General features: G+C 60.0%; 8 protein-coding genes and 1 pseudogene. 7 read left to right on the top strand and 2 right to left on the bottom strand.

Translation table 11 applies throughout. The annotated features are described in order from the left end of the window. The 6 genes and pseudogenes from RYL44_RS08430 to RYL44_RS08450 all read left to right on the top strand — a co-directional run. On the top strand, positions 1-1,767 hold a 1,767-nt coding region (locus RYL44_RS08430; RefSeq protein ID WP_314975692.1), incomplete at its 5' end, for an HsdM family class I SAM-dependent methyltransferase. Further along, on the top strand, positions 1,767-2,912 hold the full coding sequence (locus tag RYL44_RS08435) for a restriction endonuclease subunit S (protein WP_314975693.1): 1,146 nt from the start codon (positions 1,767-1,769) through the stop codon (positions 2,910-2,912). The genes RYL44_RS08430 and RYL44_RS08435, both read left to right, overlap by 1 nt. Then, on the top strand, positions 2,909-6,010 hold the full coding sequence (locus RYL44_RS08440; protein WP_314975694.1) for a type I restriction endonuclease subunit R: 3,102 nt from the start codon (positions 2,909-2,911) through the stop codon (positions 6,008-6,010). Before RYL44_RS08435 ends, RYL44_RS08440 begins: the two co-directional genes overlap by 4 nt. A 684-nt stretch (positions 6,011-6,694) precedes the next feature. After that, positions 6,695-7,075: pseudogene (locus RYL44_RS10240) on the top strand (hypothetical protein); the annotation flags it as partial. Positions 7,076-8,419: 1,344 nt separating this feature from the next. Further along, positions 8,420-9,721 (top strand): LPXTG cell wall anchor domain-containing protein, encoded by a 1,302-nt coding sequence (locus RYL44_RS08445; protein WP_314975695.1) that lies wholly within the window; start codon positions 8,420-8,422, stop codon positions 9,719-9,721. Between the two features lie 208 nt (positions 9,722-9,929). Then, positions 9,930-11,723: an Eco57I restriction-modification methylase domain-containing protein gene (locus RYL44_RS08450; RefSeq protein ID WP_314975696.1), complete on the top strand. Its 1,794-nt coding sequence runs from the start codon at positions 9,930-9,932 to the stop codon at positions 11,721-11,723. Between the two features lie 61 nt (positions 11,724-11,784). Here RYL44_RS08450 and RYL44_RS08455 read toward each other — a convergent pair whose 3' ends face one another. Continuing rightward, complete coding sequence (locus tag RYL44_RS08455; protein WP_073982477.1) at positions 11,785-12,516, bottom strand: hypothetical protein; 732 nt, start codon at positions 12,514-12,516, stop codon at positions 11,785-11,787. A gap of 185 nt (positions 12,517-12,701) precedes the next feature. Continuing rightward, positions 12,702-13,916: a DNA recombination protein RmuC gene (locus RYL44_RS08460; protein ID WP_314975697.1), complete on the bottom strand. Its 1,215-nt coding sequence runs from the start codon at positions 13,914-13,916 to the stop codon at positions 12,702-12,704. 136 nt (positions 13,917-14,052) lie between these two features. Here RYL44_RS08460 and RYL44_RS08465 point away from each other — a divergent pair, with 136 nt between their 5' ends. Next, positions 14,053-15,828 carry a DEAD/DEAH box helicase gene (locus RYL44_RS08465; protein WP_314975698.1) on the top strand — a complete coding sequence of 592 codons (1,776 nt, stop codon included), beginning with the start codon at positions 14,053-14,055 and terminating at the stop codon, positions 15,826-15,828. Positions 15,829-15,868 lie beyond the last annotated feature (40 nt).

The raw sequence follows: 15,868 nt of genomic DNA on the forward strand, positions 1-15,868 counted from the left end.
ACGAAGGACGACGTCATCGAGTTCGTCAACGCGCAGGGTGACATGCCGTCGTACCTGATCGACATTGCCGTGAGTAATCGTTTCGGCTTGAGCTTCTTCAACACCTCGCCGTTCAACCTGGCGCGTATCGCGTCGGTGGATGACAACGTGGATAGGGCGCTGCTCAGCTACGTCAACGGTTTCTCGCACAACATCGCGGACATTTGGACAGCGTTCGAGTTCCCCAAGCTGGTCGCCAAGCTCAGTGCGGCGAATCGCCTGCTGGAGGTGGTCAAGCACTTTTCGACGCTGTCGCTGGGGTCGACGAGCGTTGAGGATTCGACGATGGGCGACATCTTCGAGGACGTCATGTACCGGGCCTTCGATAAGAAGGGGAAGGCCGCGGGCGCGTTCTACACGCCGCGTGACGCGATCAAGCTGATGGTTGACGTGCTCTTTGCCGCGGACGCCGAGTCGCTGGCGGGGCAGGACGTGCTGCGTTCGATTTATGATCCGACGGCGGGTTCGGGCGGCATGCTGCTGGTCGCCCAGGAGGCGCTGCGGGAGCTGAACCCGGGCGTGAAGGTCACGGTTTATGGCCAGGAGATGATGGATTCCGCCTACGCGCTGGGTAAGGCCGACCTGCTCATTCAGGGCGGGCGCCCTGATGCGATCCTGAAGGGGGATACGCTCCTGGAGGACCTGCACGCGGATAAGACGTTCGACTACGTCTTGTCTAATCCGCCGTTTGGCGGGGACTGGGAGGTGGAGCAGGCGTCGGTGAGGGAGCAGGCGCAGGTACCGGAGTCTCGTTTCAGTCACGGGCTGCCGAGCAAGTCGGATGGGCAGATGTTGTTCCTGTGTCATTGCGCGTCGAAGTTGAGCCCGTCGGGTGGCCGCGCGGCCGTGGTGTCGAACGCGTCGCCGCTGTTTAACTCGGATACGGGTCCGAATTCGATCCGCCAGTGGCTCTTCGATGAGGATTTGATCGACGCGATTATTGCGCTGCCGACGCAGATGTTCTATGGCACGGGTATCGCGACGTACGTGTGGATCCTGGATAACGATAAGCCGCTGAAGCGTCGGGGCAAGATTCAGCTCCTTGACGCCTCGGGCTTGTGGGAGCCGATGCGCAAGGGTATGGGCGATAAGCGGCGCGAGATGAGCGAGGCGAACCGCGAGGCCGTGGTCCACGCCTACCAGCGTTTCGAGGATTCGGAGATTTCGCGGATCCTGACGCCGCAGGATTTCATGTTCCGGGACGTGCCCGTGTTCAAGCAGGCGCGGTTGGCGGCGCGTTTTTCGGAGGAGGCCGTGGACGCGTTGCGCTCTCGCCGCGACTTCAGCGAGGCGCTGGTTCGCGTGCTACGAGGCCTGGATGGGGCCGTATGGAACGAGCTGCCCGAGCGGATACGGGCCGGCGCGAAGGCCGAGGGGATCAAGGCGCCGGTGGGGCTCATCGACGCCGTCATGAAGGCGATGGCCGTCCCGGACGAGAACGCGCCCCTGGCGGTGGACCGCAAGGGGGCTCGGGTCCTGGCGGACGGGTGGCGGATTGTGGAGCGCGTGCCGGCGAGCCAGGACCTGGACGAGCACATGGCCGCCGAGGTTCTGCCCTTCGCTCCCGGCGCCACGTGGGACGAGTCCAAGGCGAAGGACGGCAACGAGATCCCCTTCACCCGCATCTTCTACGTGCCCGAGGAGCCGCGCCCGCTGGCCGAGATCGACGCGGACGTGCAGCGAATCATGGGCGAGCTAGCGCAGATGTTCCAGGAGGTGAAGGATTGATGAAAATTCCATTTTGGGCGGTTGCTGATCTCGTCACTCAAACAGCTGTGACGAATGACTTCCAAGTTTCGCTAGAGGATATTGTTCCCGGTACTGGAACTTTAGTCTCGGGTTCTCTTTCCCAATACTCCGCTGAAGGGACGACATTTGAAAAGGGTGATGTCTTATTTGGCAAGTTGCGCCCCTACTTGGCTAAGTACTGGCTTGCCGATCGAGAAGGTGTTGCTGGGGGAGACATACATGTTTATCGTCCTCGAAAAGGAGTTGATTCGCGCTACCTTGCCTACATTGTTGGAAGCCGTAATTTTATCCGATATGCAGTTGCTGCTTCCAAGGGGGTTAAGATGCCGCGCATCGAATGGATGAGTCTTCGTCAGTATGGTGTCAACAGGTATGACGAGAGAACGCAGCATGAGATTGCTGATTATCTTGATTGTGAAATCGGCGAGATTGACGCGATGCTCGCCAAACTCGAAGCCTTGGATGAATCGCTCAATTTGCGCAGAGCTTCCGTGGTTGAGTGGGAAACTATTGCGCGATCAAGAGGGGTGACGAGATTAAAGTTCTGCGCGGACATTTCTCTGGGAAAGACATTCCAAGGAGTGCGAAAGAGCGATCACGAAACATTAGTTAACTACGTACGTGCCGCATCCATTCAGCCCCACGGTTTGGAGCTTGACGATCAACGGATGTGGATGACCCGCGAGGAGCAGCGAAAGTATGATCTCAAAAAAGGCGATGTCCTCGTAGTAGAGGGTGGAGCTGGATTTGGGCGGAGTGTCCATCTTGCGCAGGATATGCCCGGCTGGGGCTTCCAGAATCATGTGATCCGCGCGAGACCAGATCAGCACCATGATGGACGATTTCTAAATTACTGCGTGAAGGGACACTACTCCAGTGGATTAATTGGTCTTCTCGCAGACGGCGCCACGATTCCGGGTCTATCATCCGATAAAGCTAAGAATCTTCCTATTCCTGATATGTCGTTGGAGGAACAACAGCGCATCGCCGACCACCTGGACGAGGTGACCGGCCGGATCGACGCCATGCTCGCCACGATCGACCAACTCAAGGCCCTCCTCGTCGAGCGCCGGGCCGCCCTCATCACCGACGTCGTCACCGGACGAAAGAAGGTCCCCGCATGAGCCACGCGCAAATCCTCGAATACGAATTCGAATCCACCATCTGCTCCGAACTGGGCGAGCGCGGCTGGCTCTACCAGGACGGAGGCGACAGCCGCGCCGCGGGCTGGGACCTGCGCCTCGCCCTCGTCCCCGGCGACGTCCTCCACTGGCTGTCCACCCAGTACCCGGACGAATACGACAAGGCGATCCCCGCGGACCTCCCGGACGGGCAGAGAGACAAAGCCGAGCGCGGCCTCCTCACCCACCTGACGAAGGAACTGAGCAAGGCGACCCGCGTCGACACAACTGGGAAACCCGTGGGCGGCCTCCTCGGCGTCCTGCGCACCGGCTTCACCTACGCCCAAGTCGGCCGCCCCTCCGCCAAGTTCGGCCCCATGATGGAATTCCCGCCCGCGAACCCCGAGCTGGTCGAGGTCGCCGAAGCCTCGGACGCCGTGCGCCTGCGCGTCATGCGTCAAGTCCGCTTCGACGCCACCACCAAGGAAACCATCGACGTCGTCCTGTGCGCCAACGGCATCCCCGTCGTCACGATGGAACTCAAGACCGACAACACCCAGTCTGTCCACCACGCGATCCGCCAATACAAGGACGACCGCAAGCCCGGCCCCAAGCGTCCCCTCCTGGCCCCCGGGCGCGCCCTCGTCCACTTCGCCGTCTCGAACGACCACGTCTTCATGACCACCAAACTCGCCGGCGAAAACACCGTCTTCCTGCCCTTCAACCAGGGAAACAATGGGCACGAAGGCAACCCGCCCTCGGCGAGCGGATCCGCCACCAACTACCTGTGGCGCGACATCCTCGCCCGCCCCACCTTCATGCGCATCCTCAAGGACTACGCCCTCTACGAGCCCGGCCGACGCGGCAAGAAAGACGACGGGCGCCTGGTCTTCCCGCGCTTCCACCAGCTGCGCGCCGTCGAACGCATCATCGGCGACATTGAAGCGACGGGGCCCGGCGGACGCTACCTGGTCTGGCACTCTGCGGGCTCCGGCAAAACCAAAACCATCGCCTGGCTCAGCCACCGCCTCATCCGCCACGTCGACTCCCAGGCGAACTCCACCTTCGACTCCGTCATCGTCGTCACCGACCGCACCGTCCTCGACGAAAACATCCGAGGCGACATGGGCCTCGTCCACTCCTCCAACGGACTGGTCGTCCCCGTCGGCGAAAAATCGGGCGCGAAATCCCCGCAGCTGAAGAAAGCCCTCATCGAAGGCGACCACATCATCACCTGCACGCTCCAGACTTTCCCCGAGGTCATGAAGCTCATCGAAGACACCTCCGAACTGCGCGGACGCAACTGGGCAGTCGTCGCCGACGAAGCCCACTCCTCCCAGTCCGGGTCCAGCGCGAGGGGCCTCAAAGCCCTCCTCGCCGACATCGACGTGGAAGACCCCGAGAACGTCAGCGCCGACGAACTGCTCGCCGCCAAGGACTCGGCCATCGCCGCCTCCAGCAACATCACCTTCATCGCGCTCACCGCCACGCCCAAGGCCAAGACCCTGCGCCTGTTCGGCACCCAGGACGAGGACGGCAACTGGAGGGCCTTCGACACCTACACGATGGCCCAAGCCATCGAAGAAGGCTTCATCCTCGACGTGCTCACCAACTACTCGACCTACGACATGTTCCTGCGCGTCAAGAACGAGCTCGACAGCTCCGAGGAAGAACCCCTGGTCGACACGGGCCACGCCGTCACCGCGATTGTGCAGTTCGCCCGCCTACACCCCACCGCCATCGCACAGAAAGTGCGGGTCGTCGTCGAACACTTCCAACGCAACGTCAAACCCCTGCTCACCGGCAACGCCCGCGCGATGGTCGTCACCAGCTCACGCCGCGAGGCCTACCGCTGGTTCGAGGCAATGAACTCCTACATCGACACGCAGGGCTACACAGACATTCGTCCCCTCGTCGCCTTCTCCGGCTCCCTGGAATCCGACGACGGCGAAACCGTCACCGAGGCCTCGCTCAACGGGCGCGGCGACACGGCCCGAGCGTTCCGCGAGGAGGACTACAAGGTCCTCATCGTCGCCAACAAGTTCCAGACCGGCTTCGACGAGCCGCGCCTCACGGCCATGTACGTGGACAAGAAACTATCCGGCATCGCCGCCGTCCAGACCCTCTCGCGCCTCAACCGCACCTACCCCGGCAAGACCGCGCCCATGGTCGTGGACTTCCAGAACACGCCGGCCAGCATCGAGGACGACTTCAGGATGTACTACTCGGACGCGCACGTGGCCGGGGAAGTCGACCCGAACTCGCTCATCACGATCGCCGAACGCCTGGACACTGCCGGCATCTACACGATGGTGGAGATGGAAGCGGTCGCCGACGCGTACCTGAGCGATGCCGGCGGCGAAGCCATCGCGCGGGCCCTGGGGCCCATCAAGGAGCGGTGGCAGGACGCGTGGAAGCGCGCGCGCCTGGGCAAGGACAACGAACTCAAGGATTCCCTGCGCAGCTTCCGCGCGGACACGATCAGCTACCGCAACGCCTGGCAGTTCCTCAGCCAAATCGTCGACTACCAGGACCCGGACCTGCACAAGCGCGCCATCGTGGCCACCCTCCTGTCGCGCAACCTGCACATGGATGGGAACCAGTACGACGACTCCTACCTTGAGGGCGTGCAGCTCTCCGGCGTGCAGCTCGTGCCCTCCGCCATCAACGAGGATCACTCCCTGAGCGAGGGCAGCGCTGAGCCGATGGTGCTTCCCGGCTTCGATGGCGAGTTCCGCAGTGGGCAGACTCCGACGAAGGGACCCCTCGCGGAGGTCATCGACCGCGTCAACGACATGTTCCGGGCCAGGAACGTCGACGTGACCGAGGGCAGCGTCGCCGGGTTTATCACCACCTTCTGGGGTTTCCTGGATGAGAACGAGGCCGCGCAGGCCATGGCGAAGAAGAATAGCTCGAGCCAGCTCAAAGCATCCGCTGACTTCAAGAACGCCGTCGGCGTCGCCATGGTTCGCACCTGCCAGGAAAACCAGGAGATTCAGTCGTACATGACGGATCAGTCCTTCCTGGATAGCATCGTCGAGATCACGGCGGATGCGCTCCAGGCTCACTACAGTCGCGGCGGCGAGAGCGCCGAGGCGTAGCGGGGACCTCAGAATGAGAGTGTAAGTACCCGCTGGCGTCGATCGGAGTTACGCGCTACAGCGGGGTTCTTTGTTCTTCCTCGATTGATGCTGCTGGCCTGCGCTTGTTGCGCGTATGTGTGCTGGTGTGGTTTGCGAATCGTGCTGCTGTGAGTTTGAGCACAATTGATTGATGCTGGCGGGATGGGCTGGAAATTTTCACGGTGGAAACGGTGCCATGTCGTCGTTTTGGCTTGTTCGTGGGTGTGGGAGTGGTGATTACCTCCTTCTGGTCATGGTTGGTCAGAAAGTGTGGAGTGGTGAAGGGGGGAGTGTGTGAGGATGGTTATCGGAATGCGCGAAAGTGGGCGTGCCAACTTCTGGTAACCGTTTGAAAGTAATTTAAGGCAAGCCTTAGCGTCATAGGTTGTCGAGAAACTGTTTGGTGTCTGGGTTAGTGTTGTCGGACAAAATTTAGTCTCCTGTCTCAATGTTGACAGTGCTTACCCCGTTGGAGGAAATGTTGTGAGTCGTTTTATTCGCCCAAGGCGCGCGCTGGCGTCGGCTGTCGTGCGCGCATGTACTGTTGCGATAGTTGGAGTGCTGGCCGTTGTTGGCATTGTTGTACAGGGGCCTATCGCCGTCGCTGATACTGAGGAGACGGGCGGCGGTGCATCCTCTGGCCTGCTTGGCGCGGGCCATTCAATGGACTTAATCGTCCAGATCATCGGATACGCGGCGACAGGTGTCGCATCCGAACCTTTTACCTACACTGTAAAGGTGAGTAATCTGGGTCCCGACTCTGGCGATGGGGCAACTCTTGACGTCGATCTGGGAACGGGCGTTAGCGGAGCGAGCGCGACGTGCGCCTCGAGTGCTGGCGGCGCCCAATGCCCGGCGGATCTGAGCGTGACAGACGGAGCAGCCACTTCAGGTGGAGGCAAACTTACTGCCACAATCCCGGTCTTGCCCGCAGGTGGCGCGGTGGAGATTCGAGTGGGCGGCACCTATCCCTACTATTCATCCCTCACCACAACGGCGACGGTGACACCCGCCGCAGGTGATACTGATACGGATATGTCCACGAACACTGTCACCCAGCAGACCGCCACGCCCCTCGACACGGTGCCCGTCGTATCGAAGGTGCAGGATAAGCAGGAGGTCGCTTCGGGTGAGGTACGCACGTATACGGTGCGTTACGAGAATCGGGGTTCTACACCAATACCAAATGTGAGACTGAGTGATGAATACACGGGCAGTAAGGAATCCTCTACCCTTATCTACTCGGTGTCGTGCGGTGCGGGTACAATCAATATTGCCTGCCCCTCATGGGCCGATGGAGTCACAAAAACGACAATGGTTGTGAATGAGCATTCACAACTGTATCTGTTCAAGACAGATGAAAGTGAACCGTTGACCTTGCCGGCGCATTCCGTACTCGAATTGATCATTCCCGTGACAGAGACAGTACCGGGATGCGCGATCGGCGGCGCATATGAGGTGTACAACGGCGCCCAAATGGTTCAGTTTCCCAATCTACTTAACGGAGAAGAGATTGTGAAGGGGACAATTACCGTTCCAACGTGTGACATGGTACCAGTGGTGTCAAAGGTGCAGAACAAGGAGACGGTTGCCTCCGGTGAGGAGCGCACGTACACCGTGCGTTATGAAAATCGAGGTGCCGATCCCATTCCGGATGTGCACTTGTCGGATTCCTTCAAGAGAGGAAGCAGTTACTCAACGGTGGAGTATTCGCTATCGTGTGGTCCGGGGACAACCAACATTGATTGCCCCACGTGGGCTGATGGAACAACAATAACGAAAGAGGGAACACCTAATTATCCATCGTTCACTCTATTTGAACGTACGGTGACATTGCCGGGGCATTCCGCGCTCGAATTGGTCGTTCCTGTGACCGAGACAGTACCTGGCTGTGTAATTGGCGGAAAACGCGAAATGTATAACGTAACATACATGAGTCAGCGAGCGTATCGCGTCACAGGACGGGCATACGTGGCCGGAACCATCACTGCTCCGGCCTGTGATATGAAACCTGTGGTATCAGTGACAGAAGATAAAGAGACAGTGGCATCTGGAGAGGTACGCACGTATACGGTGCGTTACGAGAATCAGGGTGGCATGCCGATTCCAGATGTGGAGTTGACGGACGTTTACGGGTTGAGTAATGGTTTCTCAGAAGTAGAGTATTCGATGTCGTGCGGAGCCGGGACGACAAATATTGAGTGCCCCGCGTGGGCTAATAAAACGACAACGAAGATGACAGGTCAGAGTCCAGGTTCAACGCCTGCTCTGTCTTCCGGTAGAGTCACGTTACCGGCACATTCTGTGCTCGAACTAATCGTTCCCGTCAAGGAAACTCTCCCTTCCTGTATGATCGATAGTGTTCTTAAAGTCTACTATGAGTCCAGAATGAGTCAGTCGGCATATACTCTTGGTGCAGACGCGTCGGTGCGGGGGTATGTCACGTGCGTTGATGTGTCCACTTCTACGAATGCGGCTGTTAACGGTGTGGCGCAGGCTCCTGACGCCTCGGGCAAAGTTGACGTGAAACAGGGCGACGCCGTTGACCTGACAGTGAAGGTCACAAATTCAGCGTCCGTAGCCGCGAACGTCCCGGTGTCGATCACGTTGCCGAACATGATCGACATTCCCTCCATCGATGCAGTCCGATGTGACGCGGACATGAAATCAACGTGTCCCAGTGACCTAGCATATGATCCGTCAACGCGCACGATCAGCGGCACGATCCCAGAGATTCGGGGGACGGGGCAAGTGACCATCTCAGTCGCGGCAACGGCTAACGCGGTTGGGCGAGACGTCCTCTCATTCATTGCTTCTGCCACCGCTCCCACCGAGCATGATATTAAGCCCGAACCCGGAACTCTTAACCCCTCATCCGTCACCTTCGGGTTTATCCCCGAACCGATCGCCGTTCCCGTCGTCCCCACCAACCCATCGGCAGTTTGCGCGCCCGGTGGCGGTGCACAGTGGAATAAGCCGACAGACGACGAACGCTTCACGTGGACTCTCACCGCTGATCGCCACCTGGTTGTCACCACGCGACCCGCCTTCATCCTCGACAACGGGGACGGGACACGCTCACGCACCCACGATTACGGGACGCCCGAAGAAGCGGGTGTCATTAACTGTGTGCCGCTGCCCGCCACGCCCACAGTCACTGACCCATGCGGCGCAGGTAATGCCTCGTGGAATCAGCCTGGCGATTCGGCAGCCATAACCTGGCGGGTGGAGGGCAACGGCCATCTCATCGCCACAACCGCTGCAGGCACAAACTTCGAGGACGGGACGAACAGTCACGACTACGGCACAGCCATAGAAACCAACGTGGAGCCGTGCCCCACCCCGAGTCCGACCCCGACTCCTGACCCGTCTAGTCCGGGTCCGGTGCCGACGGCGCCTGCGCCTGATCCCATGACACCCGCGCCCACGCCTTCGGTAACGGTGCCCGCCCCTGACCCGTCCGCTCCGGGTCCGGTGCCGACGACGCCTGTTCCTGATCCCACGACACCTGCACCCACGCCTTCGGTAACGGTGCCCACCTCCGATTCCGGTGAGGTACCACCACCTGCGCAGCTCAATAGGGATCTGGCGCACACAGGCGCGGATACTACGTCGCTCATGGGTGTTGCGGGGGTGCTCATTGTTGCGGGAATCATGGCGCTGACGCGCGCGCGACGCAACATGTCCTGATCTGACTGCGGGGGCCCGACGCTAGCGCGTCGGGCCCCCGGGCCAGGACGCGTTGATTGCCTCCAGTGTCACCTGCCCGCAATCCCCAATTGCGGCGCGCTCACCCACACCCGCCTCGGAAGAATCGAACAACCATGAATCGAGACGGCGGTAGATCATTCTATCCTGACTCGAGCTGAAGTGAAACGAATCGTGTACAATCATAAACATGAGTGAGCGTATTGGGAGTGAAGTGGCGGTCAATGGGCTGGTTGATAGTCAACGAGCTGCTGAACTGCTGGGTATATCTGTTAATACGTTCAAAGTGTGGGCCAGTCGATCACGCTCGGCCAAGACGGGCATTGCGGCGGACATGCCAAAATCTGTCGCAACGATGCACGGTCGCGTGTATTTGCTCGAGGACATCGTAGAATTCGGACGCAAACTCGCAATGAGTGCACGCGCGCCGCGCACAGCTGAGCGAGAAGCGGGGCGTTACTTCACGCCTGATGCAGCCGCCGACTATATGACGCGTTGGGCAATACGCTCAGAAGACGACGTTATCCTCGAACCGAGCGTGGGTGACGGGCAATTCGCCATAGCTGCACAACGTTACGGACAGTGCCGCGGGTGGCGAAAACTCGTTGTGCATGCGTGTGAATTGGACCCCGATGTCGCCGCGAAGGCAGTTGCTGCTGGCGCCGTTGAACCTCATAACTTGCATGTTGGCGACTTTTTAGGAGATACGGCGTTGCCGAACGTAGACGTCGTGATCGGTAACCCGCCATTCGTGCGCATCCGAGAGCTGGACGCGACCCTCAAAGCAAACGCTCTCGCCGCATCACAGCGTGCGATGGGCGCACAGATGGATAAGTCAGGCAGCGTATGGATGCCTTTCGTTGCGAAAGCAACTGCGCTATTGAAAGACGGGGGAAGGCTCGCGTTCGTATTGCCTCTAGACTTCACATATGTGCGCTATGCGCGACCGCTGTGGGAATACCTATCAAAAATGTTCGGCACCTTGAGCGTCCTGCGCGTGAGACAACGAGTGTTCACCGACATTCTTCAGAACGTTCTCATCCTCTTCGCGGATCGTAGAGGCGAATCCACTGATACCGTTAGGTTTATTGTCCGGGACGCTCTCAATTGTGACTGCGATGTTGACCATGCTTCGAACGTCAAGATTCCGATCGCCGACGTGATCGCAGGAGAACGCGTATTTCAGCGCGCGCTTCTCTCGCGCGACACTCTCGATGTCATGCACGAATTGATGTCGCATTCAGGAGCCGCGCATCATCGAGTCAAGTTCAGCATAGGTTACGTGTCGGGGAACAAGAAATTCTTTCATCCAGGTGCGCAACAACAGGAGTCCTATGGACTTCCTGATACGTCCTTGATCCCCACCGTTGCATCTTCTCGCCAGCTCCTCGGTGCAGGCGTGGGCACAAGCTCCATTCCCGTGACTGCTAAGCTCTGGACGCCAGAGGCGGAGCTGACGGGGTCAGAGAAACGGTACGTTGCATACGGTGAGCGGCAGGGGGTCGATATGGCATACAAGTGTCGTATTCGGACTCCGTGGTATCGTGTCCCAGGCGTGCGGCGTCCAGACGTGCTGTTGACTGCGTTTAGTGATCGGCCTCGCCTGTACCTAAACGATGCGGGCTGGGTAGCGTCAAATAGTGTTCTGTGCGGCAATTTGCGCCCAGGAGTATCAGCATTGCGTCTGTTGGCATCGTGGTACACGCCGCTCACCCTACTCACCAGTGAACTCCAGATTCATTCCCTCGGCGGCGGTGTGATGATTGCTGTACCTCGCGAGGCTGACTCTGTACTGATCCTTAACGAAGAATCTAGTGGAGAATTGAAATACTCTGATCTGGACGAAGCCCTACGTTCAAACGACGTATGGGCAGCTTATAGGACCGGAGAATCGTCCATCGTCAATCTGGTGGGCGCAGAAGGATTGGAGTTAGTGTACGCCGGAGTCAATGAGCTTGAAACGTGGCGTAAATCCCAGCTATGAGTGCGGCGTGTGTTTGCCCGGTGCATGAATGTCAGGCTGGCCGCACACCCCAGCTCATTGCCTAGCCTAAAACTGGCTCTTCGAAGATGCCTTGAACCCACAGATTACGGTTATTGAATGTATTGACCAGACGCGGGACAAAGCTGAGAATAGACATGTCAAGGTCAGGAACAGCCTGACGGACGAGTTCATCGAACAAATGAGGTTCGTCCCTCTGAAAGTCAACGACGGAGTATGCGAAGTGATCGTACGAACCGAGCTGATGCTTGTAGAGGCGATCGTCCCGACTTCCGATTCCTGCGTACATTCGCGCAAAACGTGAATGATCTGGGTTTTCCGCATTCGTCCATGTCCCGTCCTTTCTCTCCCACGGCACGACTGCGAGAGGGTGAAGATAGGCATAACCGGTGACACACATAGGAAAACGTTCCTGTAAAGAAATAGCTTCGCCGATGATGTCTTGATAGTACGTGAGAACATTCTTTCCAACGGAACTCATTTGGCTGCGAACACCAATCAAAAGAAGAGGTCCGTTAATTGGATGAATGACGGCAACATCTACGTCTTTGGATTTGAATGAGCCAAAGATTTTTGCCTCTTGAATGACCTGGATGCCTGCATTCTTTGCCTGAGAGGTTAGGTGGCTTTCGAGGTCTGAAGCAATAAACCGATGAAATGTTTGAATGAAGTTCTGGCTGCGAACCGCCGCTGCCGGATCTGCTTCAAACAGGGCCTTCATCTTCAAGAGTGTCATGTTGAAACGTTCGCGACGCTCGTTGTTGGTCCACGGCATCGGGATGACCTTCTTTCAGGAGATAGACCATTACGGGACCATCGTACTCCAGCTGTCGAGTTATGCCCCGGCATAACGACGGTTCATTTGCGCTATTGGACAGACGGTTCGTGGCGAGTCTGCGATGCGTGACTGGTGCATTCCCCGTGGACTGGCCCGTGTGACCCGTCGAATCGATACGCGGGTCACCTGCGCTGGTCGCCTCCAGTTAACTCCGGCCTGGTGAAGGCGCGGACCTGGGCGGCGTCCGGGTCTATCTCGGTGGCCGTCATAGGTTTCTTCGATGCCTGCGCGAGAGCACTAACGGAGCGCGCCCTGGACAAGAGACGGCTCTCCATCGAGGCAACAGCCTTGTTATAGAAGTCCACGCTCCTGACCAAGCTCTTGCCCAGGCTATCCAAGTGACCCGCCACGACGCCGAGCCGCTCATACAGGTCGCGGCCCAGGGCGATGACCTGGTCAGCCTGCTCGTTGATCGTCGTGCGCGCCCACGCCGTGGCGCACGTGCGGGCCACCGCGAGCAGGGTGACGGGGGAGCACAGGGCCACGCCGCGTGCCATCGCGTCGTCGAGGAGCGCCGCGTCCGAGCGCAGCGCAGCGCTCAGCGCCGCCTCCGACGGGACGAAAAGAATCACCAGTTCGGGCGAGGAACCGAGAGCGCGCGCATAGTCGCGCGCAGCGAGCGCCTCCACGTGAGAACGCAGGGCCTTCGCGTGCGCAGCGAGCTCCGTGCGGCGCCGAGCCTCCGCCTCCTCTCCGCTGTCCTCAATGCCGCAGGCCCGCAGGTAGGCGTCCATGGGGGCTTTCGCGTCGAGGGCGAGGAAACCCTGCCCCGGCAGGTGGATCGTCACGTCGGGGCGCCCGAGGTCAGTCGATGCGCTGCCCGCGCCCAGGCCTCGTCCCTGAGTGAGTGACGCGATCGAACGCTGCTCCGCGAAGTCGACGTGCGCCATCATGCCGGAGGCTTCGAGGATGCGGGCCAGCTCGACCTCGCCCCACGTGCCGCGCGCGCTACGCGAGCGCAGGGCGCCCTCCAGTGAGGCGGTCGTGCGGGCCAGGTCCGCCTCACGCTGGGCGGCGTCGCGCAGCTGCTCGGCGAGGGCCCCGTGCTGGCGCGCCCGCGCCTGTTCCATCTGGTCGACGCGCAGCGTCATCTGCTCCAACTGCGCGCGAACCGGGGCGAGGGCCTGCAACACGGAGGCGTCCCCCTGGGAGTGGGCCTCCGCGGATTCGACGCGACGGGACAACTCCTCGGCGCGCGCCTGCCACCGTGCGACCTCCGCGCGCAGCGCGCCCGCGTCATCCCCGGGGCGCGACGCTCGTCGAGCCACCGCCCCCACGTACCCGAGCAGAGCGCCCACAAGCAAACCAACCAGAAGAAACACAAGTGACATACCCATAGCGCCATGATACGAAGCGCCATGCACATCTGCGTCCCGCACGCGTGCCGGGTGGATGTCCAACAACCTACCGCCAGTCAGATAAGTCGATTATGCTGAGCGTCAAACACGTGTGGAGGGGCACAAAGGAGCTGACGTGAGCGCAGAACCAACACAAGAGGAGCGCGAGCGGGCCGAGGCGCTCTTCGACTACATCCGTACCGAAGTCTTCTCGGCGGCGGAGCTTCGGGGAGCATCGCGCGCCGAGCCGGGGGCGCCGAAGCCCTGGAAGGGACATAAGGTCTCGATCGTGTACGCGAGCCTGGCTAACGTGTGGGAAAACATCAAATCCGTGCCCCAAGGCTCCGCCCTCGAAGCCTTCCTCGTCGGCAGGTCTAGCGTCGACACCGGCGCGAGCCACGCTGTCGTGATGCCCTTTCACTCCAACCTCGATCAACGCAACGCCATCCGCGCCGCGCTCACTCACCAGATCTCGATCATCGACGGGCCTCCCGGCACCGGAAAAACACAGACGATCCTCAACCTGATCGCCACCCTGGTCGCGCAGGGAAAGACCGTCGGCGTCGTCGCGTCGGCAAATTCGGCCGTCGAGAACGTCGTGAAGAAGCTCTCGGATGAAGGGTACGGGTTCCTCATCGCGAACCTCGGGAGCGCCCCGCGCGTCCGAAAGTTCCAAAGCAGACAGAACGAGCTCATCCAGCAACGGAAACAATGGTGTGACAACACGGGGTGTGCAACCGCAGGGTTAGTGATTGCGGATGAGCTAGAGACACTCCGCGATGAGGAAGAACGCCTCGTAGACCTGTGGAAGACCAGCAGGGACCTGCCGATCGTGCGCGCCCAACTGGACAACATCCGGCACGAAAGAAAACTGTTTGAAGAAAAAGTGAAGGAGAGCCGCCGCTCCCTGCCAGACATGGGGAACCTGCCCATCGCAAGTGCCCCCTCCGAGACTATCGCTGAGCTTGTCGCAGCCGCTCGCTTCGCGCCGAGGCCGTCATGGAGTATCGGTGGTCTCATCGAACGCGTGCGCCGCTACCGCACCTTCGGCCCCCTCAAAGGCCTGGACCTGAGGGATGTCGACGTTCAATCAGCCATCCAGATGCTGTTCTATCGGGCGCGCGAGGCGGAACTCGCTCAGGACGTCGCCATCGCGACACAGCGCGTCGAAGACAGCGGAGTAGACGACGCGAGTGCAGCGTATCGGCGTCGGTCGAGGAGTATCTTCGATGCGATCCTCGCCCGGCGATTCTGCCAAGCGGACGCTGTGGTACCCGACCTGGGCGGACAGATACATACCAAAACGCGAGCGCTTCTCTCTGCCTACCCGATCGTGGCGTCGTCGTGCTACTCGATCGGAAATAACCTGGATGGGGACCCCCTCCTGGATTGGGTGATCGTCGACGAGGCCTCGCAAGTGCTGCTGCCGCCGGGTTTGGCGGCGCTGAGTGTCGCCCGCAACGCTGTTGTCGTCGGCGATACGAAGCAGCTTAGCCCGATTTTCGCCGGCTGGTGCGAGAGCGAGTGTGATCCGCCCGATCCGCGCGTCGACGTCCGCTCGCTGTCGCTGTTGGAGTCAGTCAAAGCGATGGCACCAGATTCGGGCGTCGTGAGCACGCTCCTGAAGGAGCATTATCGCTGCCACCCGGCCATCATCGAGTTCTGTAATCGCATGTATTACGACGGCCAGCTCATTCCCATGCGCTCGGCTGACGAGGGGGCGCCCAGGCCCTTCGAGATCGTTCATGCCGCCCCCGGGAATCATGCGCGTCGCCTCGAAGAGGGAGGGAGCTACTCCCAGCGCGAGATCGACATCATTACGCGCATCATCACGCAGCTGGAAGACATGGAGCTCATTCGTAAGGGAATTCAGCCCGAGGATAAGGATGGGGTTGGGTGGGCGGTGTCATAGGGTGTAAGCAATTTTCGTGTAGCGGTGATGCTGTTTGGAG

Origin of the sequence: Actinomyces bouchesdurhonensis (assembly GCF_963540955.1) — a bacterium.
Lineage (GTDB): Bacteria > Actinomycetota > Actinomycetes > Actinomycetales > Actinomycetaceae > Pauljensenia > Pauljensenia bouchesdurhonensis.

What these genes read in the sequence shown, in the direction of transcription:
- RYL44_RS08435 (WP_314975693.1), top strand. Translation starts at nt 1,767, where the DNA reads ATGAAAATTCCATTTTGGGCGGTTGCTGATCTCGTCACTCAAACAGCT.
- RYL44_RS08440 (WP_314975694.1), top strand. Translation starts at nt 2,909, where the DNA reads ATGAGCCACGCGCAAATCCTCGAATACGAATTCGAATCCACCATCTGC.
- RYL44_RS08445 (WP_314975695.1), top strand. Translation starts at nt 8,420, where the DNA reads ATGAGTCAGTCGGCATATACTCTTGGTGCAGACGCGTCGGTGCGGGGG.
- RYL44_RS08450 (WP_314975696.1), top strand. Translation starts at nt 9,930, where the DNA reads ATGAGTGAGCGTATTGGGAGTGAAGTGGCGGTCAATGGGCTGGTTGAT.
- RYL44_RS08455 (WP_073982477.1), bottom strand. Translation starts at nt 12,516, where the DNA reads ATGCCGTGGACCAACAACGAGCGTCGCGAACGTTTCAACATGACACTC.
- RYL44_RS08460 (WP_314975697.1), bottom strand. Translation starts at nt 13,916, where the DNA reads ATGGGTATGTCACTTGTGTTTCTTCTGGTTGGTTTGCTTGTGGGCGCT.